The organism is Actinoplanes sp. CA-142083 (assembly GCF_050942195.1).
In the GTDB taxonomy this organism is placed as follows: domain Bacteria; phylum Actinomycetota; class Actinomycetes; order Mycobacteriales; family Micromonosporaceae; genus Actinoplanes.
The window spans coordinates 6,868,681-6,892,541 of record NZ_CP192076.1; the positions used below are offsets into that span (position 1 = coordinate 6,868,681).

Consider the following 23,861-nt stretch of genomic DNA (forward strand, 5'->3'; position numbering starts at 1 on the left):
TGTTGCACGTGCCCGGCCCGCAGGAGCGACTGGTGGCTCAGCTCGCCCAGATCAAGAAGCTGAGCGGCCTCAGCCTGCGTTCCCTGGCCCGCGAGTCGGGGCTGAGCAGCTCCTCGCTCTCGCGCTACCTGACCGGCCGGCTGATCCCGCCGTGGGAGGCGGTCGTGGCGCTCTGCCGAGCGGTGAAGAAGGACCCCCGCCCCCTGCGCGCCATCTGGGCGGCGGCCTCCGAAGCCGGGCCGGCCCCCGCGCCGCGGCGCAACGACCTGCCGGGCGACCTGTTCGACTTCACCGGGCGGGAGGCCGAGTCCGCCCAGGTCGAGGAGCTGCTGCGGACGGTCGGGGCGGTCGTGATCGACGGGATGGGCGGCGTCGGCAAGACCAGCCTGGCGCTGCACGCCGCCCACCGGCTCGCCCCGGCGTACCCGGACGGCGGCCTCTACCTGGACCTGCAAGGCTTCACGCCTGGGCAGGAGCCGCTCGACCCGCAGGTGGCGCTGGGCCGCCTGCTTGACGGGCTGGACGTCACCCATCCCCCGGCGGGCGCCGCCGAGCGGGCGGCATTGTGGCGCTCGGAGCTGTCCCGGCGCCGCGCCCTCGTGGTTCTCGACAACGCCTTCGACGCCGAGCATGTACGGCCGTTGCTGCCGGGCGCGGGCGCGTCGGCGGTCCTGATCACCAGCCGGAACCGCCTGGTCAGCCTGGACGGGGTGCCGCCGGTGTCGCTGGCGCCCTTCGACGACGCCGACGCGGCCCGGCTCTTCGGTCGGGCGGCTGGTCTCCGCTTGGACGCGGACGACGCGGTGGAGCAGGTGCTCAGGCAATGCGGCGGGCTGCCGCTGGCGCTGCGGATGGCGGGGGCGCGGCTGCGGCACCGGCCGGGGTGGTCGGTCGCCGTGCTCGCCGAGCGGATGCGGGACAACGCCGGGCGCTTCGACGCCGTGTTCGGGATGTCGCTGCAGCAGCTCGACGCCGATCAGCGGCGGCTGTTCCGGCTGCTCGGGGCGCTTCCCGGGGCTGACTTCGACGACGGGGTGGCTGCCGCGCTGTTCTCCGGTGACGTCGTAGATCACCTCGAGGAACTGGTCGACGCTCATCTGATCGAGGAGATCTCGCCGGGCCGGTATCGGATGCACGACCTGATCCGCCGGTATGCGGCCGAGCTGGCCGTCGCGGAGGAATCCGACATTTCCGTCAATCTAGGCCACGTCTTCGATCACTATCTGGCCCGGGCTGTTGCTCAAGATCGGATCCTGCCGTCGCCCCAGCGGCCCCGGCCCGACGCGGGTGATCCGGCTTTGGCGATGGCGTGGTTCGACCTCGAGTACGTCAATCTCGTGGCCTGCTTCGACGCCGCCGTGCGCCTCGGCGCCGACTCGTTCGTGGCCGGGCTCCCTCCCGCGATGCGGGTCTGGTTCTTCCGCCACCGCGGCACCGACGATCAGACGCGCATGCTCGCCGCGGCCGCCGACGCCGCCGGGCGGCTGGGTCGCGACCGTTCCCCGTTGCTGGCCGACCTCGGTTTCGCTCTCGCCGCGGCCGGCCGCCTCTCGGAGGCGCTGGCGGCCTACGCGGCGGCGTCGCCGGACGGCGATCTCGCCGCCACGCTCGCGCTGCGCACCGGTTTCGTCCACCGGGACCTGGGCGACCTCGCGGAGGCGCAGACCGATTTCCGGCGGGCGCGGAAACTTTTCGAGCAGCAGGGAAACCGGGCCGGGCAATCGCAGGCGCTCGCTTTCGACGGATGGGTCACGCTGCATCTGGGCGCTTCTTCGGACGCGGTTTCCCTGGCGCTGGCGTCACTCGAACTGGCTTCCGGGCCCGCTCGCGTCCCCGGCCTCCTCACCCTGGGCGTCGCCCGGGCCGCGACCGAGCCGTTGGAGGAGGCGCTGGCGCTCGCCGCACAGCATCGGCTGCCGCACCAAGAGGCGTGGTGCCACAACTGCCTCGGCATCGTCCTGCGGGAGAACGGCTTCGCCCTGCGGGCGCTCGACCACCACCGTCGCGCCCTCGAGCTGCTGAAACCGCTGGCCGAGGTGCAGCTCGAGATCGACTGCCTGCGGGCGTACGCGGAAACCTGCACGGCGGCCGGACGGCCCGACGAAGCTCTCGCCGCGCTGGATCGCCTTCGCTCGCTGACCAGGGTTGCATCCGGTACCTAGGTACGGGTTTACCGTCGAGGCATGAACCCACCCGACGCCTGCACCCTGCCCACCGCCGAGCGGCCGCTGCGACTCGCCGAGTTCGACGAGCTGTTCGCCTCTTCGCTGCGAAACCAGCAGCGGATCTCGCCCACGGTCCTGCGCTGGGACCTCGACCCGGCCGCCGAGGCCACGGCCCGCGACCTGACCCGGCGTGAGAGCGAGTGCTGCTCGTTCTTCACCTTCAGTTTCGCGCCCGAGCTGGGGACGCTCCGGCTCGACGTCGAGGTTCCCGCCACCCAGGTCGAGGTTCTGGACGGGCTCTCGGAGCGTGCCGCCGCCGGGATCCGGGCATGACTGCCATGCGCAGCAGCCAGGTGGCCGCGGCGGCCGGGGTGAACCTGCAGACGCTGCGCTACTACGAGCGCCGCGGGCTGCTGGAGTCGCCCGAGCGGAGCCTCGGCGGGCATCGCCTCTATCCCGCCGAGACGGTCACCGTGCTGCGCGTCATCAAGGCCGCGCAGCGGCTCGGCTTCACCCTCGACGAGGTGGCCGACCTGCTGACGGCGGGCGCCCACCGGCACGGCGCCGCCGACGCCCGCCTGCAGGAGCGGGCGCGCGCCAAGCTGGCCGAGGTCGAGACCAAGATCGCCGACTTGCAGGCCATCGCCGAAACGTTGCGCGCCACGGTGGCCGCCGGCTGCGACGACCTGGTCACCTGCGCCGGCGAGCCATGCTGCCCGATCCCGTTCGCCACCATCGCTTCCCGCTGACACCCGCTCTCACCGCGACCGACACCGCGCGCGCCGCAACGATGCCCGGCGTGTTCGGTCATCGGCTGTCGCGTATGCGGCGGCTTACCTGCCAGCCGCGCCAGGCGGCGAACATGGCGAACGGGACCACCCCGACCGCGAGCACCACGTCGCCGTCCGCTGCCGACGTGATCACCAGCCAGACCATCACCACCAGGGCCGCCAGCTGGCCCAGCAAGCCGGGCAGGAAGAACGTCAGCCTCAACCCGAGACTGGTGTCCGATGTGGACGAAGTGGCCCGCCGCGCCTCGTCGAAGCCACCGCCCATGGCGACGAGCAGCGGCACCCCGATCAGCAGCGCCATCGCCACAGCCCCTCGATGCTCGCCGCCCGCCACGAGCACGACCACCGCGGCGACGACGGTGGCCGCCACGATCGCGATGGGAACGATCAGCGCTCGCCGGGTCATGTCGGCAACGCGCGGTGTAGCTCGGCCGGCATCGCCGGGTCCGGCTCGGCCGAGATGACGTCGGCGTCCAAGGCGAGCAGCGTGCCGGTCAGCTTGCCGGTTCCGGCGCCGAGGTCGAGCACGCGCGGCACCGGCGCTGGTTCCAGCGCCCATCGCGCCGCGTCCGGGGCGTAGTCGGGGCGGTGTTCCGCGTACGCGTTCGCGACCGTGCGGAACTTCATCCCGACACGCTAGCCGAGAGTGACCCGTACGCCGCCGGACAGTAAGGAATCGTGCAGTTCCAAACTGGTCAGCGTCGCCGCCTTCGGCACGTCGAAGACGAGCTTGCCGGACACCTCGTGGCCGGGGTCGACCTTGCGCAGGAACGTCTCGGTGTCGCGGTTGGCGTAGACGCCGGCGATCTCGTCGTTGCCGTACTCGACGCCGGCCGTATCGAAGGCCCTCTGCGCGCCGCCCACGAAGAACTGCGACCCGTCGGCGACGTTGCGCACCGACAGGCTGACCACGCAGTACTTGCCCTTGGCGGTCCGGCGGAAATGTTCGAGGCCGACGCTGCTTTGCGTGCAGTCCACCCGCGAGACCACGAACTCGAACTTGCCGTCCCGCACCGCCTGCCCCACCCCCGCCGGCGGCTTGCTGCTCGGCCTCGCCGGGGTCGTCCTGCTCGGCGTGCTGGTCACGGTGGTCGCGGCCGCCTCGGTGCCGGTTTGCCGCTGCGCCACAAAGCCGACCACCAACAGAACCACCACCGCGCCGCACGCGAGCAGCACCGCCAGCAGCGGATTCAGCGGCGCGCCACCACGGGCGCCCGGATCGGGACGGCGTTGCGGACGAGGGTCGTGCGACATCGGGCCACTCCATGGGCCGATCGGACTAGCTCCCTCAACTGTCCGTCACCGAGCCTGGGCGGGCCACCGCTTTCGCCTGATCGGCGCCGCCCTCGACCTGATCGGACAACTCAGCGCGGGCTCAGGATCCCAGGCGTCACGAAGGCGGAGGCGGCGGGCTCTGATACGGATCCTGCGGCGGCGGCCCGGAAGACCCGGGATAGGGACCCGGCGGCGGCGAGGCAGGCGGGTAAGGACCGGGCGGCGGCGAAGCAGGCGGATAGCCACCCTGCGGCGGGTAAGGCGGATAGGGCGGATACCCCGGGTACGGCGGCGGCTGCTGCGCCGGCTTGGTGCTGCGCCGCACGATCCACACGATGAACCAGACGATCGCGCCGACCACGACGAGGCAGCAGCAGATCCGCGTGCCTACGTAGCCCACCATGTAACCCCACGAGTGGGCGTCGCTCTCCGTCACCGGTGCTCCTGTCGGTCGATACCGGCGGACAGCCTACATCGATGTCGATCTCCCCACTGACCCTAAGATCGTCGCCGGGCACGATGATCAGCGCATGGCGGCGCTCGAAGCGGCCGCCACCGACGCGGACCGTCCCGCCTTTCAGCGAGCGCAATGCCGCGCTGCCGGTTCCGGGCGAGGGCGATGAACAGGAATGGTTCGAGTACCGGGACGAGGTGACCCGGCTTGCCCGGCGGCTCGACCCGTTGCGGCGCGACATGTTCTGCCTGGTAAGCCCGCTCGACATGCTCGACGGCGAACCGCTGATCGTGGTCGACCGGACCAAGCAGCGGGCGTTCCGGCTGCGCATCAGCGGGTGGGGCGACCCGCAGTGTCGCCGGGCCGATCAGCCAGACCGTCGCGCCGTCGCCAGCCCGGCAATCACCAGGAGCGCGCCGGCCACCGTGAGCCACACCGGCAGCTGCGGCGGAATGCCCAGGTAGGTGACGATCCCCAGGATGCGGTGCAGCCCCCACGGCAGCAGCGCCATCTGGTCGTTCCAGACGGTGAGCGATCGTTCGAGGCCGGCCGACCAGATCAGCGCGCCGATCGCGAGCACGGGGAGACCCGCCGCGAGCAGAATGGCCCCGGTGACGCCACGTCGCGACCACCCGTAATGCGTCCGCAGCACCGATCCGGTTGCGAAGAAAAGCCAACCAAAAATCGCAAAACCGATCGTCACGTACGCCGACCGCGCGGCCGGATTCGTCCAGAACTCGAACCAGTAGTGGCCCGGACCGCGGATCGCGAGCGCGGCCAGCAGAAGCACCGAGCGCAGCAGGGCCACGCCGCCGATCACCGTCCACAGCGCCCCCGGGTCACGCCCGCGGACAAGTAGCCGGGCGACGAGCGCGAAAATTACCCAGGCACCGAGCGAAACCAGCAGGTGCGCGGGCGCCGCGAACCAGGTGTAGATCCCGCGGCTGAGCAGCAGAACGGCGGCCGGAAACAGGATGGCAAGTTTCGCCGGCGCCGGCCGGTCGACCCGCCACGGCCGGACCGCGGCACGCCACAGGGACCGCGCCGGTCGCCAGGGCACGAGGATCGAGACGACCAGAACGCCGAGCAGGATGCGCGCGAAAGTTGCCATCGCGGGGTCGCGGTCGAAGCGCTCCGAGCCGAGGTCCGCGGCGGTGAAGTTGTAGGCGGGCAGGTCGAGGCGACCACCGTATTTCTGGACGTGGGCGGCGCGCGCTATCTCGTACGCGTCCTCGGCCTTTTTCCATTGTTCTTTCGCGGTCGTTTCGCCGGTGTCGATCCATTGGGCGCGGCGCAGGAACATGGTGCGATAGGCGCCGAGCGTGCGGTACAGATCGGCCTGATATTCGAGCGTGTCGAGCAGTTGGCCGCGCAATTGCGGGTCGCGCCACGTGCTCGGATCGGTGGCGGCGACGATGGCGCGCTGCTGCTCGGCGAGGGCGATGGCGCGGTCCCCGTCGGCGATCGTCTGCTCGACATGGTCGCGGCCGATCGCGTAGATGCTGTCGAGCACGGCCGAATCGCCGGTGACGATGTCCCACTCGAAAATCCACATCATCGGCGGCGGCTCGAGGCCGAGCGCCTTCACCGCATTGTCCGCGTACGGCGTGAGGTAGAGCCCCTTCGTGACGGCCTCGCGCGACATCGCGAACATCGCGGCGATCGCTTTCGCGGTGTCCGGGTCGGCGGAGAAGGTCTGGCGCACCCAGTCGAGCGTGATCTGCGCCGGGTCGGCATTCGGGTCGCGCGCGAGCCGTCCCATCGCGTACGCGTTGATGTCGTAGAGCTGCCAGAAACCCGTCCGCAAATAGAGAGTCATCGGGCCCGCGTGGAGCGGCCCGCCGTCCTGGGTCCACAACCAGACGCCTTCGATGTTGGGGTTTTGCGCGAGAAGTTTCGTGAGCGCGGCGGCGTGCAGGGCGGTCAGATCGTTGGGGAGCGAGCCGAAGCCCTCGAACTCGCGGCGCCCCTGGAACTCGATGATCCGCCGCTGGTCGCCCACGCCGAGCGTCGGGTTGAGCGGCAGGTGGCTGTAGAAATCCCCGGCGGTGAATTTCGTCGAGACCACCAGGTGCGGGTCGCGCAAGCTTCCGAGGACTTTCGCGTACGAGTCGGGATTCGTATGCAGGTCGCCGACCGCGCCGACGCCCACGGTCCAGCTGCGAAAGATGATGTCGCGGTTGCCTTCCGCCGCCACCGCGAGAAAAGCCCGCAACATCGCGCGAACTTTCTCGGGCGTGGTGACGGCGATACGCGAGAAATAATCCCAGCCCGGCGCGCGGTACGCCGAGCCGCCCTCCCCCACCCGGACCATCAGCCCCGCCGCGAACGGCATGGCGGTGAACAACTCGCGCAGCCCGGCCTGGTAGATCGGCCACGGGTCGTTCTGCTTCTTCAGGTAGGCGTCGAGCGGGCCGGACAGCGCGAGCATGTCGGTGAGGAAGTAAACGCGCATTCCCTTGTCGGCGGCGTAGCGGAACATCGGCGAGAAAGCGGCGACCATGGCTTTCGCGCGATCGACGTGCGGGTCGCCGGGTGAATAGACGTTCTCACCCGCGAAAGTCACGTACTCCAGAAAGCCGGGCACGACGACGCCGTTGTAGCCCTGCGCCAGCGAATGGTCGATGAACTGGCGGAACTCGGCGGCGGTCCGGTCCACGACCGCGGCATCCACCCACGGCGCTTGCGGCAGCAGCGCGCTGGTCACGATGTCGGTGTTGAGCGAGTAGTCGGTGCCCGTGCGCCAGGCCGCCGCGTCGGCGGTCCGCCCGACCGAGCCGGCGTCGGTGAGCCGGAGCTTCATCGCCCGCGTTGGCACCGCCTTGGTGCTCGACGACTCGGCCATGACGTCGGCCGGCGTCCAGGAGAGCCGCAGCGCCCCGGCCAGCCCGTAGGCCACCCCGGCGCCCAGGACCAGCAGCAGGACCACCACGACGACACGACGCATGCCTATTTGTAGATCATGCCGACGGCGTGTTGATGCTTACCTTGACGTTCATTCCGAACCGTTATCAGCCGAACATCTGGTAAACAACTTGGATGGCTTCTGAACGGTCGACGGCCGGCACCGTCGCGGTCAACGGCATCCGGCTGGGCTGCCGGCAGTCGGGCGACCCCGACGGCGTACCCGTCATGCTCCTGCACGGCAGCGGCAGCAGCGCCACCACCTGGGACAAGTTCGTCCCACATCTGACCGCCGCCGGGCACCGCACGATCGCCGTCGACCTGCGCTGGCACGCCACCAGCGCCCGCCCGGGCAGCTATTCGCTGACCAGCCTCCGCGATGACGTCCTGGGCCTGCTGGACGCCTTCGAGCTGCGCGAAGCCGTCCTGATCGGCCACTCGGTCGGCGCCTACGCCGCCCTCGCCGCCGCGCTGCACGCGCCCGACCGGGTCGTCAGCCTGGTCCTCGAAGACCTGGCTGCTCCCCCGCGCGAGCCCGGCTCGACGACCCGCATCAACCCGTTCGACGCCGTCAAGGCGGTCGCCGGCATCCTCACCAGCGGCCGCGACTACGAGCTGCGGGCGGTGGTCACCATCCTCCGGCAGCTCTCCCGCCCCGACCCGGCGTGGTGGGCGCGCCTCGGCGACGTCACCCACCCCACGCTGATCCTCTCCGGCGGCCCGACCAGCTGCATTCCCCCGCAGCGGCTGGCCGACGCGACGGCCGCGATCCCGTACGCCCGCCTGGCTACGATTCCGGTGGGGCATCGTGTGCACAGCCTGGCCCCGGCCGAGTTCGCGACCGAGGTCCTGACGTTCCTGGCAGAGCCGATCGCCGCAGCACCGTTAGCCGCAGCACCGAGGAGGCCATGATGAGCAATCACGTGTATCGCCTGACCGAGGTCGTCGGGAGCAGCCCGACCAGCGTCGACGACGCGATCCGGACCGCCGTGAAGAAGGCGGCCCAGACCGTGCGCAACATCGAGTGGTTCGAGACTCAGGAGGTCCGGGGTCAGATCGTGGACGGCGACGTGGCCTACTTCCAGGTCCGCCTGAAGATCGGCTTCCGCGTCGACGACTGACCCTCCCGGTCACTCATCGATGCTGTCGCGGTGCTTGTCGAAGCCGATGTAGAGGCGGGCTGACGCGTTGGCGCCCAGCGCGCCCATCGTCTCCAGCTCGCGCAGGCGCAGCAGCGCCGGGTGCTGCGCGTACGCCTCGGCCGCCGCGGCCAGCCGCCGCAGCGCGTCCACCTCGGCGTCGGCGCGGATGCGCTTCGCCTCGGCGTCGGCCTCGGCCGCGACCCGCTTGGCGTCGGCCCGCGAGCTCGCCTCCAGCGCCTCACGCTCGGCCTTCGTGCGGGCCTCGACCATCTGCGCCTCCGCCATGCGCTGCGCCGTCAGGACGCGGTTCATGATCTCCTGAAGGTTGCCCGGGAAGACCAGGTCCTTCACGTCGGCCCGGATGATCTGCACGCCGTAGCCCGCCGAGATGCCCTCGACGTCGCGCAGGATGTCCTCGCTGAGCTGGTTGCGATTGGTCAGGATCGCCTCGAGCGTCATCGTCGCCAGCGACCGCCGCGCCGCGAGCTGCACGTCGCTGTAGATGCGGTCGTTGTACGCCGCGACCTGCTCGACCGCGGCCTTCGGGTCCACCACCCGGAACTGAGTGATGATGTTGACCCGCACCGCGACCTTGTCGGCCGTCAGGATCTCCTGACCCTTGATGTTGAGCTCCCGCTCCCGCACATCGATCGGCACGATCTCCACCTGCGGCGCCCGCCGATGGAACCGGCCGCGCGCGGGCAGCTCGTACCGGCCCGGCTCGAGCACCTGGTCGAAGCGGCCGTCGACGTAGCGCAGGCCGCGGAATCCGCTGTGGACGGTCACCTCGTGGGACATGGGTTTCACCTTCTTCATATGCGTATGGGGTGGCCCCGGAGCGGATCCGATTTGAAGGATCGGTCGCCGTGAAGGCAACGGATGAGCGTGGTTTGATCGCCAATGCATCCGCCACGGAAGCGCGTACTTCTGAAGCCGCCGGGGCCGTGATCAGCATGACCCCGGGCCGGCGTCGCCCACAACGCATTAAACGGGCCCCCGCGCTCGCCCGTCACGGCCCGGTGGTGGTCGGGCCTGCTTGCCATGGCCCGGCCGCTGCCCGGTTGCGGTGCGTGCGGCCGGTCGCGCATTGTGCGTTGTGCGCCATTTCGGAAGCCCTCGAAGTTGGCATGATCCATCGCCATTTCGGCTTACCGAGACGTTCGACGAGATGGGAAATTTTGGAGTTCTTTTCCCGGACCCAATTGGCAGAAATGCGTGACCGCACTCTTTCGCGTCGCTATTCTCTCGGCGGCGTCTCGGACGACCGGCGCGGCACGACGGCCCGGTCGAACGTATTGTCCGGTCAGCGGGCCGCCCTAGCGGCGGCGGTTGCGGGGGTGGTTCTTGGCGGTTCGCTCGTTGCCGTGTTTGTAGTTGCCGGTGACGCGGGCCATCAGCTCCTGAGGATCGTCGCTCTCCACGTCGATCAGGAAGCGGGCTGCGGCCCCGCCGCGTAATACAGCGGCGGGGCGGCCGTGATGGAGCACCTCCACGTCGCCGTTCTTGCGGACGCGGTAGGTGAATCCTTCGGGTGCACCGGCCATGACCGCATCTTGCCCACGGGCAGATCCGGGTGCCACCGAGTTTCGCGTCAGGCCGGCGTGGCGTTGCGCCTCGGCAGGACCCAGCCGGGGCGGGGGAAGTGGCAGGTGTAGCCGTCGGGCAGGCGCTCCAGGTAGTCCTGGTGCTCGGGCTCGGCCTCCCAGAACGGGCTGGCCGGCTCGACCGCGGTGACGACCTTGCCGGGCCACAGGCCGGAGGCCTCGACGTCGGCGATGGTGTCCTCGGCGACCCGCTTCTGCTCGTCGCTGGTGTAGAAGATCGCCGACCGGTAGCTGAGGCCGACGTCGTTGCCCTGCCGGTTGAGCGTCGTCGGGTCGTGGATCTGGAAGAAGAACTCCAGGATCTCGCGGAACGACGTGACCGCCGGGTCGAAGACGATCTCGATGGCCTCGGCGTGGGTGCCGTGGTTGTAGTAGGTGGCGTTCGGCACGTCGCCGCCGCTGTAGCCGACCCGCGTGCTGATCACGCCGGGTCGCCGGCGGATGAGTTGCTGCATGCCCCAGAAGCAGCCGCCGGCCAGGATGGCGGTCTCGGTTTGGCTCATGGGCGTAACGGTACCTTCGGGAGGTGACCTTTTCCGACGTCGTGCCACCGATGCTCGCCACACTCGGTGCGCTGCCGAGCGGCGGCGACTGGGCGTACGAATACAAATGGGACGGGGTGCGCGCCGTCGTCTACGTCGACGGCGATGACGTACGCATTCTCAGCCGCAACGAGAGGGACGTCATCGCGGCGTACCCGGATGTGGCCGGCGCGATCCCCAGAGGCGGCACGTTGATCCTGGACGGCGAGATCGTCGCGCCCGACGCCCACGGCCGGCCCTCGTTCGCTCGCCTGCAGCGCCGGATGGGCGTGCACGACCCGAGCGCCGACCTGATGAAAAACACGCCCCTGCACTACAACGTCTTCGATCTGCTCCACGAGGGCAAGAAGTCGCTGGTGACCGCCCCCTACACCGAGCGCCGGGCACGGCTCGAAGCGCTGGAGGGCCTCCAGCTCACTCCTTCCTTCCTCGCCGACACTCCGGACGACGTGGTGGCCGAGTCGCGACGGCTGGGACTCGAGGGTGTGATCGCCAAGCGGCTGGCAGCCCCCTATGCCCCAGGACGACGGTCACCTGACTGGATAAAGGCGCCATTTATCCGTACGCAAGAGGTCGTGATCTTGGGTTTCAAAGAGGGCGAAGGACGGCGAGCGGGCACGATCGGGGCGCTGCTCGTGGGGTTGTATCGCGGTGGCGAGCTCTCGTTCGCCGGCGGCGTCGGCACCGGATTCACCGACGCGGCCCTGCACGCGCTGCAGGCCCAGCTCAAGCCGCTGATCACCGCGGAGCCGGCGGCCGGCGACGTGCCCCGGCGCGACGCGAAGGGCGCCATCTGGGTCGAGCCTAGCGTCGTCGGCGAGGTCGAGTACCGCAGCTTCACCGACGACGGCCGCCTGCGTCATTCCTCGTGGCGTGGCCTGCGCCCCGACCGGCGCCCCGAGGAGGCCAAGGTCAGCTGAAGATCCCGGTCACGAAGCCCCAGACCGCCTTGGCCGCGTCGATCAGGTCGGTCGCCTCGGCCAGCCACGACAGCGGCCGGATCAGCACGATGACGATCACGGCGATCCGCCACACCCAGTTCAGCCGCGTCCGCTTCAGCGACTGGAGGAGGCTGCGGAACGGGCGCGCGCCCGCGTCGTCCTCGCCGGTGTCCCGCAGCAGCGCGACCCGCCCGCCGACGCTGAACGCGTTGCCGCAGGCCAGGAAGCCGGTGGCCAGCACGACGCCGGCCCACTGGTCGAGGAGCAGCGTGACCGTCGACGCCCCGCCGCCGGCCGCCACCGGCCAGAGCGCCAAACCCAGGATCAAGGCCGCGACCGCCACCGTACGGACCTGGGTGCGCACCAGATAGCCGCGCAGCTGCTCGTGGGTGAACGGGCTGCCCACCCGGAGCTTGGCCATCATGCCCTCGACCCGGTCGACCGCCAGCCGCCGGTTGGCGATCACGAGCACGGCCAGCAGCTGCAGCGCCACGAAGCCAGCCAGGGCGAACCCGCCACTGAGGCCGATCAGGGCGACCACCACGAAGGCCGCCGTCCCGGAGAGGTCGGCGGGGTCGATCGCGACCCGGGTGCGGGTGCGCTCGTCGGAGTGGCGCACGTTGCCGGCGACGTACTCGTGATTCTCCACCGAGACCGGGACGGACGGACCCGCCAGCGCGGCGACCAGCCCGGCCACGATCATCGCGTTGGTCGCGGCCGTCCCCTCGGCCACCGCGTGCACCGCGAAGATCACGACCGAGAAGCCGGCCACCACGACGGCCAGGTCGGCGCCGACGAAGACCATGACGAAGCGGTGCACCAGCAGCAGCGGGGTGGTCCAGAGCAGCAGGACCACCCACAGCAGCAGCGTGGCCGGGAGGTTGTCGAAGCCGCGGCCGTAGACGACGAACGCGAACACCAGCGCGCCGATCGGCGCCAGCCGGGTGATCAGCGGGGACGGGTCCGCGATGCCGACCGCCCGCGCCGCGAGCTGGGTGACCACGATCAGGGCGAAGAACGACATCAGCGGGCGGCCGGGCAGCACCGTGGCGAAGCCGAAGACGTCGGAGGCGCGGTCGACGAGGGTGAACTGCCGGGCCGGGGTCATCGTCGGCAGCAGGCCGATCGCGGTCACCAGCAGGAAGCCGAGGACGGCGGCGACGCCGTACATCGGGATGGTGCTGACGAACGATCGGACCCGGCGCACCGCGCCGGTCAGCCGGCCCTCGGCCGGCAGCCGCTCGGCCAGGATGCCCTTGGCGTGCAGGCTGTCCACGAAATCGGCGATCAGCCGGCGGTGCACGCGCAGCTCGGCCGAGGACATGCCCTTGGTGGCCAGCGCGTCGATCATGAGGTCGACCTGGCGGCGCATGACGCCACCGCCGACCGTGCCGGGCCGGGCCATCAGCGGCCGCAGCACGTCCAGCAGCAGCAGGCGCGCGTAGTCCGGCGGCAGGGGCAGCCCGCCCGGCGCCTTCGACCGCTCGGCCAGGAACTGCTCCACGAGCGCCTGGACCTGCTCGTCGGCGAGCTGGACGCTGGGCGGCGGCGCCGGCGCGGGAAGGGTCGCGACGTCGTCCACCGGCTTGTCGGCCGGCGCGCTGGCGATGCTGTTGTCGGCGCTGAAGAACAGCTCGCCCAGCGTCGCCGGCTCGTCGGCCATCAGCAGGTTGTTGAGCACCTCGGTGCGGGCCTTCAGCTCGGCCAGCTCGTGCAGGGTCCGCACGGCGAACGCGCCCCGGCGGTAATAGGTGGCCGGCGTGGAGCTCACCCACAGCGCCTCGAGCTTGTGGGTGACCTGGGTGATGTAGGCGGCGTTGACCATCAGCCGCGTCTCCCGCTCGATCCGGACCGGGGGACGCCAGTCCGCGACCGTCTCGATCGGCAGGTACTGCCGCGACGCCATGGCGGCCTGGCGCCGGAAGAGAACGGCCTCCGGGGCCTCGGGCCGGTCGCGGAAGCGGTCGGTGCCCCGCCGCAGCCACCCGGTCAGCGCCCGGAGCTCGGCGTCGTCGTCGAGATACATGTTCAGCAGCCGGTACTCCGGCTGGCTGTCGGTGGCGGCGCGGATCGCCGCCTCGAAGTCGCTGACGACGCCGTCCGACGCGCGCCTCTTCTCCAATGCCTGCACGACGCTGGGGCCGAGGGCGCCATGGCCGTTGACCGGGCCGGTCTGCTGGGCCGCGAGCTCCTCGGCGTGCGAGTCGAAGTCGACCGGCGACCCGATCCGCTTGAGAGCCAGGAACCGGGCGGCCGTCTCCATCTCCGCCTCGCCGACCGCGCGGGACAGCACGCTCGCGTGGGTGCGCCGGCTGACCTGGCCGAGCCAGGTCTCGCGCTGAGTCGAGCGCAGCCCGCGGGCGGCCGTACGGTTCAACGGCATCGCCTCGGGGAAGAACTTCGTCGCGAAGGCCAGCTGGCTGCTCCAGATCGGACCCTGCGAGTCCACGACGAACTCGGCCTCGAACGCCTCGCCGTGGCGGCCGACCCGGCCGAGGAACTGCCGGTCCAGGCGCGGCTCGATGGCGCGGCCGATCACGATCAGCAGGGGCTTGTGCGCCGAGCGGACGTCGACGCCGCGGCTGCCGCCCTGGCTGAGCACGGTGATGGCGCCGGGCGCCCCGGCGTTGTCGATGACCTCGGCGTCGGTGGCCGAGTCGAAGCTCGCCACCGTCGACACCCGGGCCGGGTCGATCGACTCGGCGTGGCGCAGCCAGTCGGCGACCGCGCGGCACTCCGCCGCCGACCAGGTGCCGATCACCACCGGGCGGGGCGACTCCTCCTCGATGCGCAGCAGGATGTGCTCGAGGGTCTTCTCCCGAGAGGGGGAGAGCAGCGTACGGATGTCGGTCTCGAACCGCGGGAAGCGCGGCGGCACGTTGCCGGTCAGCGTGCCCAGCTGCTGCAGGTAATACAGCGTGTCCTCGCGGACCGTGCCGGAGAGCCCGACCACGTGCGGATGCCGGGACAGCAGGCTCAGCGCGTTGATCTCGGCGGTGGTCAGCGCGAGCCGCGGGTTGCCGCCCAGGACCAGGTATTCCAGGGCGGCCGAGTCGGGGCTGGCGGTCGAGAACGGCTGCCCGGTCACCCGGTTGATGAGCCGGATCTCGCGGCCGGCCACGATGTAGTCGGCGCCCTGCTTCGCCCGCATCGCCCAGAGCACGCCGGCGGCCAGGTCCATCAGCAGCGCGGCGGGCCGGCCCAGCGCGTGACCGAGCCGGGCGAGCTGCTCCCACGCCTCGGCGCTGAGCGTGATGGTGTCCAGCACCGGGTTGTACGTGTACTGCTCGGCGCCCCAGTCGGCGACCAGCGCGACGACGTCCTCCCACATGGTGTCCTGGCTGCGCATGTGCCGGACCAGCGAGTGGCGCAGGTTCTGGTCGAGCAGCACCGAGTCGATCTCGTCGACCACGATCGCGGCCCGGGTGGGATAGGTGCGCTTGTCCTCGGCGTACGTCCGCTGCAGGTACCCGAAGCAGAGCTCCTCGAGCGTCACGTAGGCGACGCCGTCGAAGTCGGCCCCGGGCAGGTCGCCGGCGCACGCGATGCCCATGGCCTCGAAGAACGAGCTGACCCGCCGGCGGTCGCGGCGTGCCAGGTAGGCGTTGGCGGTGACGATGACGATCTGCGGGTAGCGGGCGAGCAGGGCGGCCGCGGCGACGGCGATCGCGTACGTCTTGCCCTCGCCGGTGTCCATCTGCACGTTGAGCTGGTCGAGCAGCATCAGCGCGGCCAGGCGCTGCTCGTCGTAGATCTTGGAGCCGGCCGGCAGGTCGCAGGGGTGACGGTCGAACATGCACGACGCGATCGCGAGCGCGTGCAGGCCGGAGGTGTCGCGCTGCTTCATCAGGAACCGCGGCCCCGGGGTGGTGTCCCGCCCGGACGACATGCGGCCGGCGGTCACCTGCCGGCGGAACTCCACCCGCAACTGCTCGTCGGTCATGTTCCGGTACAGGATCTGCAGGCGGTCGAGCTCTTTCAGCGAGTTGCGGGAGAAGTTCTCGACGATCAGATTGATCAACCTGGCCAGGAGGGACAGGATGCCCAAGCGGTCACCCCCACCCGAAGGCCGCCAGGTCGGCGACGCGGGAGCGGGATTTGAAGGCGTTCACGTTGTTGAGCACCGCCTGCAGGAGCGCCTGGAGCTGCACGGGCGCGACACCCACCGGGCACGGCAGATCAAGATCAAGTTGCACGCGTACGGCCGGAGCGGGCGCGCTGCCCGCGTCGGCCTGCGCCATGATCGTGGTGGCCGACGCCTTGACGAACAGCTGGGACGCGTTCCACCAGTTGCACCGGCCGGTCAGGGTGGCCATCGCCGATGCCGGAAACTGTTGCTTGAGGATCGCGCGCACGCTCAGGTCATTTTCGTTGAGCACGCTGATCTGCAGCGTGAACTCGGCGAACCGGGCGTAGAGCCGGCGACCGTGCTCTTCGTAGTCGAGGCTCAACCGGGTCAGTTGATGCGCGAGCAGCTCGAGCGTCAGCGGTTGCAGCGTCACGTAGAAGTCGTCGGGCTCGGCCGGCCGGGCCACCTCCGCGCTCGGCGGCCGCTCGATGGCGTCGCCCGGCGGAGAGAAGTCATCCGTCATGTTCTGCCCCATCCGCCCGCTGTGTGCGGACAAGGCCAAGCTAACGAGCGGAACGTGCACGACACATCACCGAAAGGTGTCGATGCCATCCATCGTTCGAGCGATGGACGCGGATCACCGCTGCTGCCGTCAGGTTCCCGACAGCAGCTGCATCCCCAATGGTGTGAGCGTGTGGTGGACGGCGCGTCCGGTGCGGCGGGTGGCGGCCAGCCCCGCCTCCCGCAGCGCGGTGACGTGCGCCGACGCGGAGGCCGGGCTGATCCGCAGGTCGCGGGCGAGCTGCGTGGTGCCGCAGCCGGTGGTCAGCGCCCGCAGCACTTCGGCCCGGGTGGCGCCGACCAACGCGGACAGCGGATCGTCCCGGGGCGCCGGCGGTGAGGCCGGAGCCGGGTGGATCGGATAGCTCAGCGTGGGCCGGCGATATCCCGCGACGCTGACGCCCGGCCGCGTCCAGAACACCGACGGCACCAGCCGCAGCCCCCGCCCGCCGAGCCGCACCTCACCGTCCACCGGCGAGCGCACGCTGAGCACCGGCGGCTCCCAGCTGATCCCCGGCCCGAGCGACGCCAGCGCCGCGTCCACCCCCGACGTGAAGATCAAATGCGCCCGGTGGGCAAGCTCAGCGCGCAGCAACGCCCCGATGGTGGTCATGGCCGGAGCAATGCAATTCATCTGGTACGCGACCAGAGCGTCGCCAAACGCAAGCAGCCCCGCCCCTTGTTTCCGCTTGTTGCGGCGGAGCCCGGCGATGACCCGGTCGGTCGGCAGCCGGCAGTAGTCCTCCGGGGTGAACAGATCCGGGACGAACCCTTCGGCGGGCACCGCCTCCAGCAACGCGCCGGCCGCTCCGCGCACCCGCGACCGCATCGCCTGTCCCCACCGGTCGAGGAACGGCCCGCGGCCGGGTTGCCGCAGCGCCTGAAGGCTGCCGATCGTCTCGGAGTGCCAGGCCAGGTCGAAGACAACTCGCCCGCGATCGTCCGGGTCGAAATACAGGCGCAGCATTCTTCGACCCTGCCCGAAAGGATCGCGCCCGTCGATCCCCCACCCCGATCCTGACCGCCATGACCGTTCTGCACACCCTCAGCGCTCTGCTCCTGCTGACGCCCGTCGCACCACCCGATGCACCCGCCGAGCCGCTGACCGCTTCCCCGCTCGCCGCCTCCTCGCGCGCCGCGTCCTTGCCCGCCGCGTCCTTGCCCGCCGCCTCGATGGCCTCCGCCGCGCTGCCCTCTCCCGCGGCCCAGCCGTTGACCTACGACGTGCGCCTCGCCAGCGACGCGACCGGTGCGCGATGGGACGGCCGGGAGCGGATCGTCCTGCGCAACCCGGGACCCGCGGCGATGGACCACGTCTGGCTGCGGCTGTGGGGCAACGGCGTGGACGGCTGCACCCCGACCCTGGACGTGACCGTCTCGCAGTTCCAGGGCGGCACCCCCGGCACGCCCGAGGTCGGGTGCACCGCCGTGCGCGTAGCCCTGACCCGGCCGCTGCCCCCGCGCCGCACCACCGACCTGTCCTTCGCGCTGACCATCCGAGTGCCCGAACGCCCCGACCGCTTCGGCCGCGTGGGCCCCTACGCTTTCCTCGGCAACGCCCTGCCGGTCCCCGCGATCGGCGACGACCTCCCGCCGTACGTCAGCGGTGGCGAGAGTTTCCAGACGCCCACCGCAAGTTTCCTGGTCTCCCTGAACCACCCGGCGACCATGGCCGTCCCCGCGACCGGAACGGTCGTGGCCGAGACCCGCCACCAGGACCGCGTCACCACCCGCATAGCCGCGCCCCTGGTGCGCGATTTCGCCTGGGCGGCCGGCCCGTTCGGAAGCGTGACCGGCCGAACCGCCACCGGCGTCCGCCTGCGCACCTGGTACACCAGCGAGGTGACGCCCGAAACGGCGACCACAGTGCAATCCGACGTGGCTCGCACCCTCGAGTACGCGTCCCGCGAGTACGGCCCGTACCCCTACCCCGAGATGGACACCGTGATCGGCGGTTTCGAAGGTTTCCAGGGCATGGAGTACCCCAATTTCGTCCTGACGGAGCCCGCCGCCCTCCCCGCCGTGCACGAAACCGCACACCAGTGGTGGTACGCCCTGGTAGGAAACGACGAATACCGGAACCCGTGGCTCGACGAGTCCCTCGCCCAGTACACAACCGACAAGCTCCTGGGCACCCCCGACTACTGCGCGACGGCCCCCTTCTGGTTCGACGACGGCATGCGCATAGACGCCAGCATGGACTATTACGCCACCCACTACGACTTCTACGCCCCCGGCATCTACGGAGACGGCGCCTGCATGCTTCTGGAGCTCGAAACCCTGATAGGCGCCACCCCGATGCGCACAGCCCTGCGAAACTATCTCGCCCAGAACCGCTTCGGCATAGCAACTCCATCCACCTTGAGAAACGCCTTCCAGGCGGCCACCACCATCGATCTCACAGCATTCTGGGAGCGCTGGCGAAACACCGCCAACTGACCGCGCTTCCACCGCCAGGAAAGTTTCGAAACGACGCTTCCCGGCGCAGAAATCCGTAACAGAAATGCGGCGGCGGGAATGGTACGCCAAGCGCCCGAACGCGACGAAACCTACAGACCGGGCGGCGAGCGGCCGCCCGGTCGGCGTGTCCAGCTGCCGCACCGCCAACCCGGCCGCTTGCCGCGGTGATGGGCTGGCGGCTTGCCGCACCTGCCGCGCTGCCGGGTCGGCGACCTGCGACACCACCGGCCCAGCCGCGCGCCGCACCACCGGCCCGGCCGCGTGCCGCACCACCGGCCCACCCGCGTGCCCCACCACCGGCCCGGCCGCGCGCCCCACCACCGGCCCGGCCGCGTGGCCCCACCACCGGCCCGGCCGCGCACCCCACCACCGGCCCGGCCGCGTGGCCCCACCACCGGCCCGGCCGCGCGCTCCACCACCGGCCCACCCGCGTGCCGCACCACCGGCCCAGCGGCTTGCCGCACCTGTCGCACCGCCGATCCGGCCGCATGCCGCGCCCGCGGCCTGGTCGCATGGCGTGCCGCCGAGCAGGCGCTCGGCGATGACGGCGCGTGCTCGCCCGAAAGCTGCCCGACCGGCGGCTCCGGTGAGCGTGTGAGCGGCCCTTCCGCCGACCGCGCCGCTCGCCCGTCTGCCGCCTTTCCCGCCGCCGGGCCGGGAGGCTGCTCGGCGCCTGCGGACAGAGCGGACGGAGACGGTCGAGCCCGGCCGGACCAGAGTCGCACCTCCTCCGCCGTCAGCGGCGAACCGTCGTCGCCGCCGTGGAGACGGCGCATTTTGCGGGCGTGCCGCTGGACAAGACCCAAAGCGCGCTGCCGGGCGTGCTCCCGGCGGAATTCTTCCCGGGCCGGAGAATAACGACGCGAAAGAGTGCGATCACGCATTTCCACCAATTGAGCCCGGGTAAAGAATTCCAGCTGTCGCACTCCAAAACTATCCCATCTCATCGAATGCCGCGGTAAGCCGGAATTGCCGGTGGATCATGCCAACTTCGCGGGCTGCCGAAATGGTGCACAACGCACAATGCGCTAGAGTTTTGTGATGAACGCACGGGAGACGGACGAGGCCCTGCGCGCGGCGGGGGTGAACCCGCAGCTCTACGCCATCCGCGGGGCGACGGGCGACAAGCCTGTCGGCGAGGGCAGCGTCATCCTCGGTCCCGACGACGGCGACGACGGCGGCGGCTGGACGGCCCGCGCCTGGGAACGCGGCCGGGAGACGGTGGTGGAGCGGTTCCCGGACGAGGAGCGGGCCTGCCGGTGGCTCTACGACACGCTGACTAGGCTTCGGCCTGGCGCTTGATGTGCATGGCACGTCGCGTCAACAGTCGCTTGAGGTAGGGAGCGATCACGCCCGACATCCCCAGCGGCGCGCTGATGGTCATGCGGTCCGTCATTTTCGTGCGCATGTCGCCGAGCTCTTCGAAGTGGTGCTCGTGGCGCATGCTGCGGAACGGGCCGCGGACCTGCTCGTCCGCGAAGTAGCGCGGACGGTCGTAGGCGCTGATCCGGCTGGTCATCCGCCACGGCAACCCGAAATGCCGGGCCCGGAAGGCGACTTCGTCGCCGAGCACGAGCCGCCGACGGCCGGAACTGGTCGTCGCGGTCTCTCGGCTGTCGCGCAGCGATGCGGCGTGCACATCGACATCGAGTTCCAGGTCGAACACCGTGCTCGCGGCCGCGCCGACGACGGTGACGACCTCGATCATCGCGGGCACGCACGCAGCCTAGCCGCGATGGCATACTGCCGCGCATGTTGCTCACGGGGGGAGATCCAGGTCACGTATGGCGTGTACCGCAAGATGGCGCTGAGTTCCTACGGCATCCGGGCCAACATCGGCCGTGCCCTTCCCGTCCCGTTCCTCATTTTCGGGATCGGCCAGACGCTGCTCGGGACAAACCCGCTGAGCTCGTCGCTGCCCATGGGTTTGTTCCTGCTCGTCATACCGGCGTTCTTCGAGCTGCTGGCGCTGGCGAGCTGGGGACTGCGCCGCAAGGCGTTCGCGCAGCCCGTCAAGTACGAATTCACCACCACGGGCATGACGCAGCTGACCGGCGCCGCCCGCACCGACGTCGCCTGGGACGACGTCACCCGCGTGGATCGCCGGCCATCCACCTGGATCGTGCGGCTCGGCGGCGGACGTTCACTGCGCGTGCCCCGCAAGGCTCTCGCACTGGACGACCGGCGCACCCTCAACGACTTCTTCCTCGCCCACCCCGTGGCTTTCGGCTGAACTCAGCCGAGCCCGCCGGGCAGGTGGATCAGGCTTCCTGATCCTGACGACACGCCGCTCCCGTGGCCGCCCACGATGCCGGTCTGCGAGGGCCCTGCTCCCCCGCCGGCATTGGCCCGGTGGCGTTAAAGTCGTGACCGATGTCGATGGAGGCAGCCCTTGACACCGAGATCGCGGAGACCACACGGGGGCGGTGACGACGAGACTCCCCCGGCCCGGCCCGGCCCGGCCCGGCCGCCGGCGCGGGCGGGCGGGCAACGTGCAGCGGGGCGAGGTCGACGCCAGGGACGTCCTGAGCGGGGGTCGCCCGACCGCCGCCGGCGGCAGTGCGCCGGGCTCCTCGGCGTCGTCCTCGCCGGCACGGCAGCCCAGCAACGTCCCGCACGGCTTCCGCGATTTCCAGCACTTCCGAGACTTCGCGAGCCGCTACCGCGACCGCATGCGCGAGCTCTATCCCGACCTGGACATGGGATTTCAGGGCAGCGCGGTCACCGGCCGCAGCGCCGACGACGGGGCGCCGTTCGACGAGGGCCGGGTCAGCGACTACGACATCGCCATCACCGGCGACTCGGTCAACGCGGCCGCTCGCGACGGCGGCGTGCCGTTCCGGGGCGACGGCGTCTCGACCGGGCCGCTCGACGAAGCAGACCTGGAAAGGCTCGGCCTCGATGGCATCGTCGGCGAGGCGTCGGCCGAGGCGGGGCGCGACGTGCACGTCATGATCTTCCGTACGATGGACGACGCCGTCGGTCGTAAACCGACCATCCGGGTGTGGTTCTGACGTGAACGGACAGTCCCAGTGATCTACGACGTGTACGGGTTCGTCGAGCCGAGCCTCGGCGACCAGCCCGACCGGCTCGCCGAGGCGTTGGGCGTCGAGTGGCAGCTGCACGACAGCGACTACCGGGGCGTTCACTACGCGGCACCCGGCCCACCTCCGGGTGGCGGCAAACTCCGGCTGCAGTCCAACGATCTCCATGACAGCGCGGGTGACTATCACCAACTGCCCGATTTCCCGGCATATCGCTACCTGTTGTACGTCGACAAGTCCGCCAGTCCCGATGAGATCAGGTCCCGGCTGGCGAGCCTGCCGCAATGGCGCTTCCTCTACCGGAGAGTGGTGGGCTGACGCCCGATGAGGCTGCTGGGCACCCGGCCGGAACGGCTGGCGACGATCCCCTACCGGGCGGCCGGGCCCGGTGGCGGCACGCAGAACGTGCAGCTCGCCATCGAGCGATTGAAGGTCGACGAGCTGCCCGCCGGGTGTGCTGCGGTCCTCGCGACCGGTGATCTTCAAGGGGTGGCGCCCTCGCCGCTCGGTGGCAAGCCCGTGCTGCTGGGCATCGCGCTCGCCGACTACCTGGGGGTGTGGGCGGAGAGCGGGCTGCTGCCGCCGCCGGACCGGGTGGGAGTGCTCCTCACCGGCGATCTGTATTCGGCGCCGGAGGCCGACCGGCGTGGCGCGTCCGGCGCGGTGCTCGACGTGTGGCTTGCCTTCGCGGCGGCCGAGTGCCCGATGCTGTTCGGGGTGGCCGGCAACCATGACGAGGTGACGGCCGCGGAAGTCTCGGAGCTCGGGCCGCACGTGGCGCTGCTGGACGGTGAGCCGCGGAGCTTCGGCGGCCTTGCGGTCGCAGGGGTCTCGGGGGTCGTCGGCGACCCGGCGCGCGTGCTCCGGCGTAGGGAAAAGGATTTTCTGCGCCTTGTCGGGAAGGCCGTCGAGCCGGCGCCGGACGTGCTGCTCCTGCATGAGGGGCCGGTGGGTGATCACGCCGGCCAGAGAGGCAACGCGGCGGTGCGGGCGTTGCTCGAACGCCGGGGGCCGTCGCTGACGTTCTGCGGTCACGTGCACTGGGACGAGCCGGTGGCTTCGCTCGGCGACGGCCATGCCGTGAACGTCGACGCCCGGGTCGTCATCCTCGTGACGTAATCCATTCGTGCACGTCGTTGTTAAACTGCGCCTCACCACGGGGGTGATGCTCATGCCGGAGATCTCCGATACCGAAGCCTTCCTGGATCCGGACGCATCGCGCGAGTACCTGCGGTCCTGGAAGGAGAACCTCGACCGGACCGCCGCGCGGGCCGCGATCATGGCCGGACGACTGGAACAACTGCGTACCACGGCACGGGACGGCGACGGCCTGGCCGAGGTCACCATCGACTCCTCCGGCGTGCTGGTCGACCTGGAGCTCACCGAGCGCATCCACCGCCACGCGCCGGAGGCCGTGGCCAGAGCGATCATGAGCGCGCTGCGGAAGGCCCGCGCCGAGGCCGCCGAGCGGGCGCAGGAGATCGCGGTCGAGACCATGGGACCCGATTCGCTGTCGGCGCGCACGACCGCCGAGCGGATGCGGCAGCTGCTCGAGCGGCCGGACGCGACCGACGAGCACGGAGGTTAACCGACATGTCCGACTCGTTCCATGTGGACTCGGCCCAGCTGTATCGGCACGCCTCGAACGTCCGGGCGGTGCGTGACCAGCTTGCGGCGATCAAGGACGCCAGCCGCGCCATCGCGCAGGACGACGCCGCCTACGGTGTCCTGTGCGGATGGATCTCGGCGATTCTCGAGCGCCGGCACGTGAGCCAGGACGGCCTTTACACGTACGTGGAGGAGAACCTCCAGCTGATGGCGGACGCGCTGGTCGACACCGGCAAGGAGTACGACGGCGCCGACAACAGTGCACAGGGCCGCATACAGGCGGCCGGCGGGGTGGGCTGAC

Annotated in this window: 27 protein-coding genes; 15 read left to right on the forward strand and 12 right to left on the reverse strand. The window is 70.6% G+C overall.

From position 1 onward, the window contains the following. Window positions 1-8 precede the first annotated feature (8 nt). Genes ACQPZX_RS31625 through ACQPZX_RS31635 form a run of 3 tightly spaced genes read left to right on the forward strand, consistent with a single transcriptional unit; the run spans window position 9 to window position 2,914 of the window. A complete protein-coding gene (locus ACQPZX_RS31625) occupies window positions 9-2,162 on the forward strand; it encodes an ATP-binding protein (RefSeq protein WP_433363168.1) in 2,154 nt (717 codons plus the stop codon). Between the two features lie 21 nt (window positions 2,163-2,183). Further along, window positions 2,184-2,498, forward strand: a complete 315-nt coding sequence (locus ACQPZX_RS31630) for a hypothetical protein (protein ID WP_433363170.1) — start codon at window positions 2,184-2,186, stop codon at window positions 2,496-2,498. Next, window positions 2,495-2,914 carry a MerR family transcriptional regulator gene (locus ACQPZX_RS31635; RefSeq protein ID WP_433363173.1) on the forward strand — a complete coding sequence of 140 codons (420 nt, stop codon included), beginning with the start codon at window positions 2,495-2,497 and terminating at the stop codon, window positions 2,912-2,914. Before ACQPZX_RS31630 ends, ACQPZX_RS31635 begins: the two co-directional genes overlap by 4 nt. A 58-nt stretch (window positions 2,915-2,972) precedes the next feature. On the opposite strand, the gene ACQPZX_RS31640 is transcribed toward ACQPZX_RS31635, so the two are convergent. From ACQPZX_RS31640 to ACQPZX_RS31655, 4 genes are all read right to left on the reverse strand, one after another. Further along, a complete protein-coding gene (locus ACQPZX_RS31640) occupies window positions 2,973-3,362 on the reverse strand; it encodes a hypothetical protein (protein WP_433363175.1) in 390 nt (129 codons plus the stop codon). Continuing rightward, a complete protein-coding gene (locus ACQPZX_RS31645; RefSeq protein ID WP_433363178.1) occupies window positions 3,359-3,583 on the reverse strand; it encodes a hypothetical protein in 225 nt (74 codons plus the stop codon). Before ACQPZX_RS31645 ends, ACQPZX_RS31640 begins: the two co-directional genes overlap by 4 nt. A 9-nt stretch (window positions 3,584-3,592) precedes the next feature. Continuing rightward, window positions 3,593-4,210 carry a DUF4352 domain-containing protein gene (locus ACQPZX_RS31650; RefSeq protein ID WP_433363181.1) on the reverse strand — a complete coding sequence of 206 codons (618 nt, stop codon included), beginning with the start codon at window positions 4,208-4,210 and terminating at the stop codon, window positions 3,593-3,595. 136 nt (window positions 4,211-4,346) lie between these two features. Then, the gene (locus tag ACQPZX_RS31655) at window positions 4,347-4,667 is read right to left on the reverse strand and encodes a hypothetical protein (protein WP_433363184.1); all 321 of its coding nucleotides are present in this window, start codon (window positions 4,665-4,667) and stop codon (window positions 4,347-4,349) included. 41 nt (window positions 4,668-4,708) lie between these two features. On the opposite strand from ACQPZX_RS31655, the gene ACQPZX_RS31660 reads away from it, so the two are divergent. Then, the gene (locus tag ACQPZX_RS31660) at window positions 4,709-5,149 is read left to right on the forward strand and encodes a hypothetical protein (RefSeq protein ID WP_433363186.1); all 441 of its coding nucleotides are present in this window, start codon (window positions 4,709-4,711) and stop codon (window positions 5,147-5,149) included. On the opposite strand, the gene ACQPZX_RS31665 is transcribed toward ACQPZX_RS31660, so the two are convergent. Beyond that, window positions 5,053-7,632, reverse strand: a complete 2,580-nt coding sequence (locus ACQPZX_RS31665; protein ID WP_433363189.1) for a hypothetical protein — start codon at window positions 7,630-7,632, stop codon at window positions 5,053-5,055. The genes ACQPZX_RS31660 and ACQPZX_RS31665 overlap by 97 nt on opposite strands. Before the next feature lie 92 nt (window positions 7,633-7,724). On the opposite strand from ACQPZX_RS31665, the gene ACQPZX_RS31670 reads away from it, so the two are divergent. Both ACQPZX_RS31670 and ACQPZX_RS31675 read left to right on the forward strand, forming a co-directional pair. Next, window positions 7,725-8,501, forward strand: coding sequence for an alpha/beta fold hydrolase (locus ACQPZX_RS31670; protein ID WP_433363192.1), 777 nt, complete (start codon window positions 7,725-7,727; stop codon window positions 8,499-8,501). After that, entirely contained in the window at window positions 8,501-8,710 is a 210-nt protein-coding gene (locus ACQPZX_RS31675) for a dodecin (protein ID WP_433363194.1), read from the forward strand. Before ACQPZX_RS31670 ends, ACQPZX_RS31675 begins: the two co-directional genes overlap by 1 nt. A gap of 9 nt (window positions 8,711-8,719) precedes the next feature. On the opposite strand, the gene ACQPZX_RS31680 is transcribed toward ACQPZX_RS31675, so the two are convergent. From ACQPZX_RS31680 to msrA, 3 genes are all read right to left on the reverse strand, one after another. Then, window positions 8,720-9,529, reverse strand: a complete 810-nt coding sequence (locus ACQPZX_RS31680) for a slipin family protein (RefSeq protein WP_433363197.1) — start codon at window positions 9,527-9,529, stop codon at window positions 8,720-8,722. Window positions 9,530-10,047: 518 nt separating this feature from the next. Beyond that, on the reverse strand, window positions 10,048-10,275 hold the full coding sequence (locus tag ACQPZX_RS31685; protein ID WP_433363200.1) for a hypothetical protein: 228 nt from the start codon (window positions 10,273-10,275) through the stop codon (window positions 10,048-10,050). A gap of 47 nt (window positions 10,276-10,322) precedes the next feature. Then, window positions 10,323-10,838 (reverse strand): peptide-methionine (S)-S-oxide reductase MsrA, encoded by a 516-nt coding sequence (gene msrA, locus ACQPZX_RS31690; protein ID WP_433363203.1) that lies wholly within the window; start codon window positions 10,836-10,838, stop codon window positions 10,323-10,325. Window positions 10,839-10,861: 23 nt separating this feature from the next. Here msrA and ligD point away from each other — a divergent pair, with 23 nt between their 5' ends. Further along, the gene (gene ligD, locus ACQPZX_RS31695; RefSeq protein ID WP_433363206.1) at window positions 10,862-11,797 is read left to right on the forward strand and encodes a non-homologous end-joining DNA ligase; all 936 of its coding nucleotides are present in this window, start codon (window positions 10,862-10,864) and stop codon (window positions 11,795-11,797) included. On the opposite strand, the gene ACQPZX_RS31700 is transcribed toward ligD, so the two are convergent. The 3 genes from ACQPZX_RS31700 to ACQPZX_RS31710 all read right to left on the reverse strand — a co-directional run bounded on the left by ACQPZX_RS31700 (window position 11,790) and on the right by ACQPZX_RS31710 (window position 17,415). Continuing rightward, window positions 11,790-15,866 (reverse strand): hypothetical protein, encoded by a 4,077-nt coding sequence (locus ACQPZX_RS31700; protein WP_433363209.1) that lies wholly within the window; start codon window positions 15,864-15,866, stop codon window positions 11,790-11,792. The genes ligD and ACQPZX_RS31700 overlap by 8 nt on opposite strands. Before the next feature lie 4 nt (window positions 15,867-15,870). Next, window positions 15,871-16,410, reverse strand: a complete 540-nt coding sequence (locus ACQPZX_RS31705; protein ID WP_433363212.1) for a YbjN domain-containing protein — start codon at window positions 16,408-16,410, stop codon at window positions 15,871-15,873. 129 nt (window positions 16,411-16,539) lie between these two features. Next, a complete protein-coding gene (locus ACQPZX_RS31710; protein WP_433363215.1) occupies window positions 16,540-17,415 on the reverse strand; it encodes a hypothetical protein in 876 nt (291 codons plus the stop codon). Window positions 17,416-17,474: 59 nt separating this feature from the next. Here ACQPZX_RS31710 and ACQPZX_RS31715 point away from each other — a divergent pair, with 59 nt between their 5' ends. Continuing rightward, window positions 17,475-18,887 carry a M1 family metallopeptidase gene (locus ACQPZX_RS31715; protein WP_433363218.1) on the forward strand — a complete coding sequence of 471 codons (1,413 nt, stop codon included), beginning with the start codon at window positions 17,475-17,477 and terminating at the stop codon, window positions 18,885-18,887. Between the two features lie 1,062 nt (window positions 18,888-19,949). Beyond that, window positions 19,950-20,210, forward strand: a complete 261-nt coding sequence (locus ACQPZX_RS31720) for a hypothetical protein (RefSeq protein WP_433363221.1) — start codon at window positions 19,950-19,952, stop codon at window positions 20,208-20,210. Here ACQPZX_RS31720 and ACQPZX_RS31725 read toward each other — a convergent pair. Then, complete coding sequence (locus ACQPZX_RS31725; RefSeq protein WP_433385509.1) at window positions 20,188-20,616, reverse strand: SRPBCC family protein; 429 nt, start codon at window positions 20,614-20,616, stop codon at window positions 20,188-20,190. The two genes, ACQPZX_RS31720 and ACQPZX_RS31725, sit on opposite strands and share 23 nt — an antisense overlap. 93 nt (window positions 20,617-20,709) lie before the next feature. On the opposite strand from ACQPZX_RS31725, the gene ACQPZX_RS31730 reads away from it, so the two are divergent. From ACQPZX_RS31730 to ACQPZX_RS31755, 6 genes are all read left to right on the forward strand, one after another. Further along, complete coding sequence (locus tag ACQPZX_RS31730) at window positions 20,710-21,141, forward strand: YcxB family protein (RefSeq protein ID WP_433363224.1); 432 nt, start codon at window positions 20,710-20,712, stop codon at window positions 21,139-21,141. 193 nt (window positions 21,142-21,334) lie between these two features. Continuing rightward, entirely contained in the window at window positions 21,335-21,922 is a 588-nt protein-coding gene (locus ACQPZX_RS31735) for a hypothetical protein (RefSeq protein ID WP_433363227.1), read from the forward strand. Window positions 21,923-21,940: 18 nt separating this feature from the next. Next, window positions 21,941-22,270 carry a hypothetical protein gene (locus ACQPZX_RS31740; RefSeq protein WP_433363230.1) on the forward strand — a complete coding sequence of 110 codons (330 nt, stop codon included), beginning with the start codon at window positions 21,941-21,943 and terminating at the stop codon, window positions 22,268-22,270. Between the two features lie 6 nt (window positions 22,271-22,276). Then, on the forward strand, window positions 22,277-23,071 hold the full coding sequence (locus ACQPZX_RS31745; protein ID WP_433363233.1) for a metallophosphoesterase family protein: 795 nt from the start codon (window positions 22,277-22,279) through the stop codon (window positions 23,069-23,071). Window positions 23,072-23,078: 7 nt separating this feature from the next. Next, window positions 23,079-23,540, forward strand: a complete 462-nt coding sequence (locus tag ACQPZX_RS31750; protein ID WP_433363236.1) for a YbaB/EbfC family nucleoid-associated protein — start codon at window positions 23,079-23,081, stop codon at window positions 23,538-23,540. 5 nt (window positions 23,541-23,545) lie between these two features. Further along, a complete protein-coding gene (locus ACQPZX_RS31755; RefSeq protein ID WP_433363239.1) occupies window positions 23,546-23,860 on the forward strand; it encodes a type VII secretion target in 315 nt (104 codons plus the stop codon). Window position 23,861: the final 1 nt, after the last annotated feature.

Coding starts and splice junctions, on each gene's coding strand:
- ACQPZX_RS31725 (WP_433385509.1), bottom strand. CDS start 20,616: ATGATCGAGGTCGTCACCGTCGTCGGCGCGGCCGCGAGCACGGTGTTC.
- ACQPZX_RS31635 (WP_433363173.1), top strand. CDS start 2,495: ATGACTGCCATGCGCAGCAGCCAGGTGGCCGCGGCGGCCGGGGTGAAC.
- ACQPZX_RS31630 (WP_433363170.1), top strand. CDS start 2,184: ATGAACCCACCCGACGCCTGCACCCTGCCCACCGCCGAGCGGCCGCTG.
- ACQPZX_RS31710 (WP_433363215.1), bottom strand. CDS start 17,415: ATGCTGCGCCTGTATTTCGACCCGGACGATCGCGGGCGAGTTGTCTTC.
- ACQPZX_RS31685 (WP_433363200.1), bottom strand. CDS start 10,275: ATGGCCGGTGCACCCGAAGGATTCACCTACCGCGTCCGCAAGAACGGC.
- ACQPZX_RS31665 (WP_433363189.1), bottom strand. CDS start 7,632: ATGCGTCGTGTCGTCGTGGTGGTCCTGCTGCTGGTCCTGGGCGCCGGG.
- ACQPZX_RS31650 (WP_433363181.1), bottom strand. CDS start 4,210: ATGTCGCACGACCCTCGTCCGCAACGCCGTCCCGATCCGGGCGCCCGT.
- ACQPZX_RS31745 (WP_433363233.1), top strand. CDS start 22,277: ATGAGGCTGCTGGGCACCCGGCCGGAACGGCTGGCGACGATCCCCTAC.
- ACQPZX_RS31645 (WP_433363178.1), bottom strand. CDS start 3,583: ATGAAGTTCCGCACGGTCGCGAACGCGTACGCGGAACACCGCCCCGAC.
- ACQPZX_RS31715 (WP_433363218.1), top strand. CDS start 17,475: ATGACCGTTCTGCACACCCTCAGCGCTCTGCTCCTGCTGACGCCCGTC.
- ACQPZX_RS31705 (WP_433363212.1), bottom strand. CDS start 16,410: ATGACGGATGACTTCTCTCCGCCGGGCGACGCCATCGAGCGGCCGCCG.
- msrA (WP_433363203.1), bottom strand. CDS start 10,838: ATGAGCCAAACCGAGACCGCCATCCTGGCCGGCGGCTGCTTCTGGGGC.
- ACQPZX_RS31730 (WP_433363224.1), top strand. CDS start 20,710: ATGGCGCTGAGTTCCTACGGCATCCGGGCCAACATCGGCCGTGCCCTT.
- ACQPZX_RS31670 (WP_433363192.1), top strand. CDS start 7,725: ATGGCTTCTGAACGGTCGACGGCCGGCACCGTCGCGGTCAACGGCATC.
- ACQPZX_RS31640 (WP_433363175.1), bottom strand. CDS start 3,362: ATGACCCGGCGAGCGCTGATCGTTCCCATCGCGATCGTGGCGGCCACC.
- ACQPZX_RS31660 (WP_433363186.1), top strand. CDS start 4,709: ATGTCGATCTCCCCACTGACCCTAAGATCGTCGCCGGGCACGATGATC.
- ACQPZX_RS31720 (WP_433363221.1), top strand. CDS start 19,950: ATGAACGCACGGGAGACGGACGAGGCCCTGCGCGCGGCGGGGGTGAAC.
- ACQPZX_RS31755 (WP_433363239.1), top strand. CDS start 23,546: ATGTCCGACTCGTTCCATGTGGACTCGGCCCAGCTGTATCGGCACGCC.
- ACQPZX_RS31675 (WP_433363194.1), top strand. CDS start 8,501: ATGAGCAATCACGTGTATCGCCTGACCGAGGTCGTCGGGAGCAGCCCG.
- ACQPZX_RS31680 (WP_433363197.1), bottom strand. CDS start 9,529: ATGTCCCACGAGGTGACCGTCCACAGCGGATTCCGCGGCCTGCGCTAC.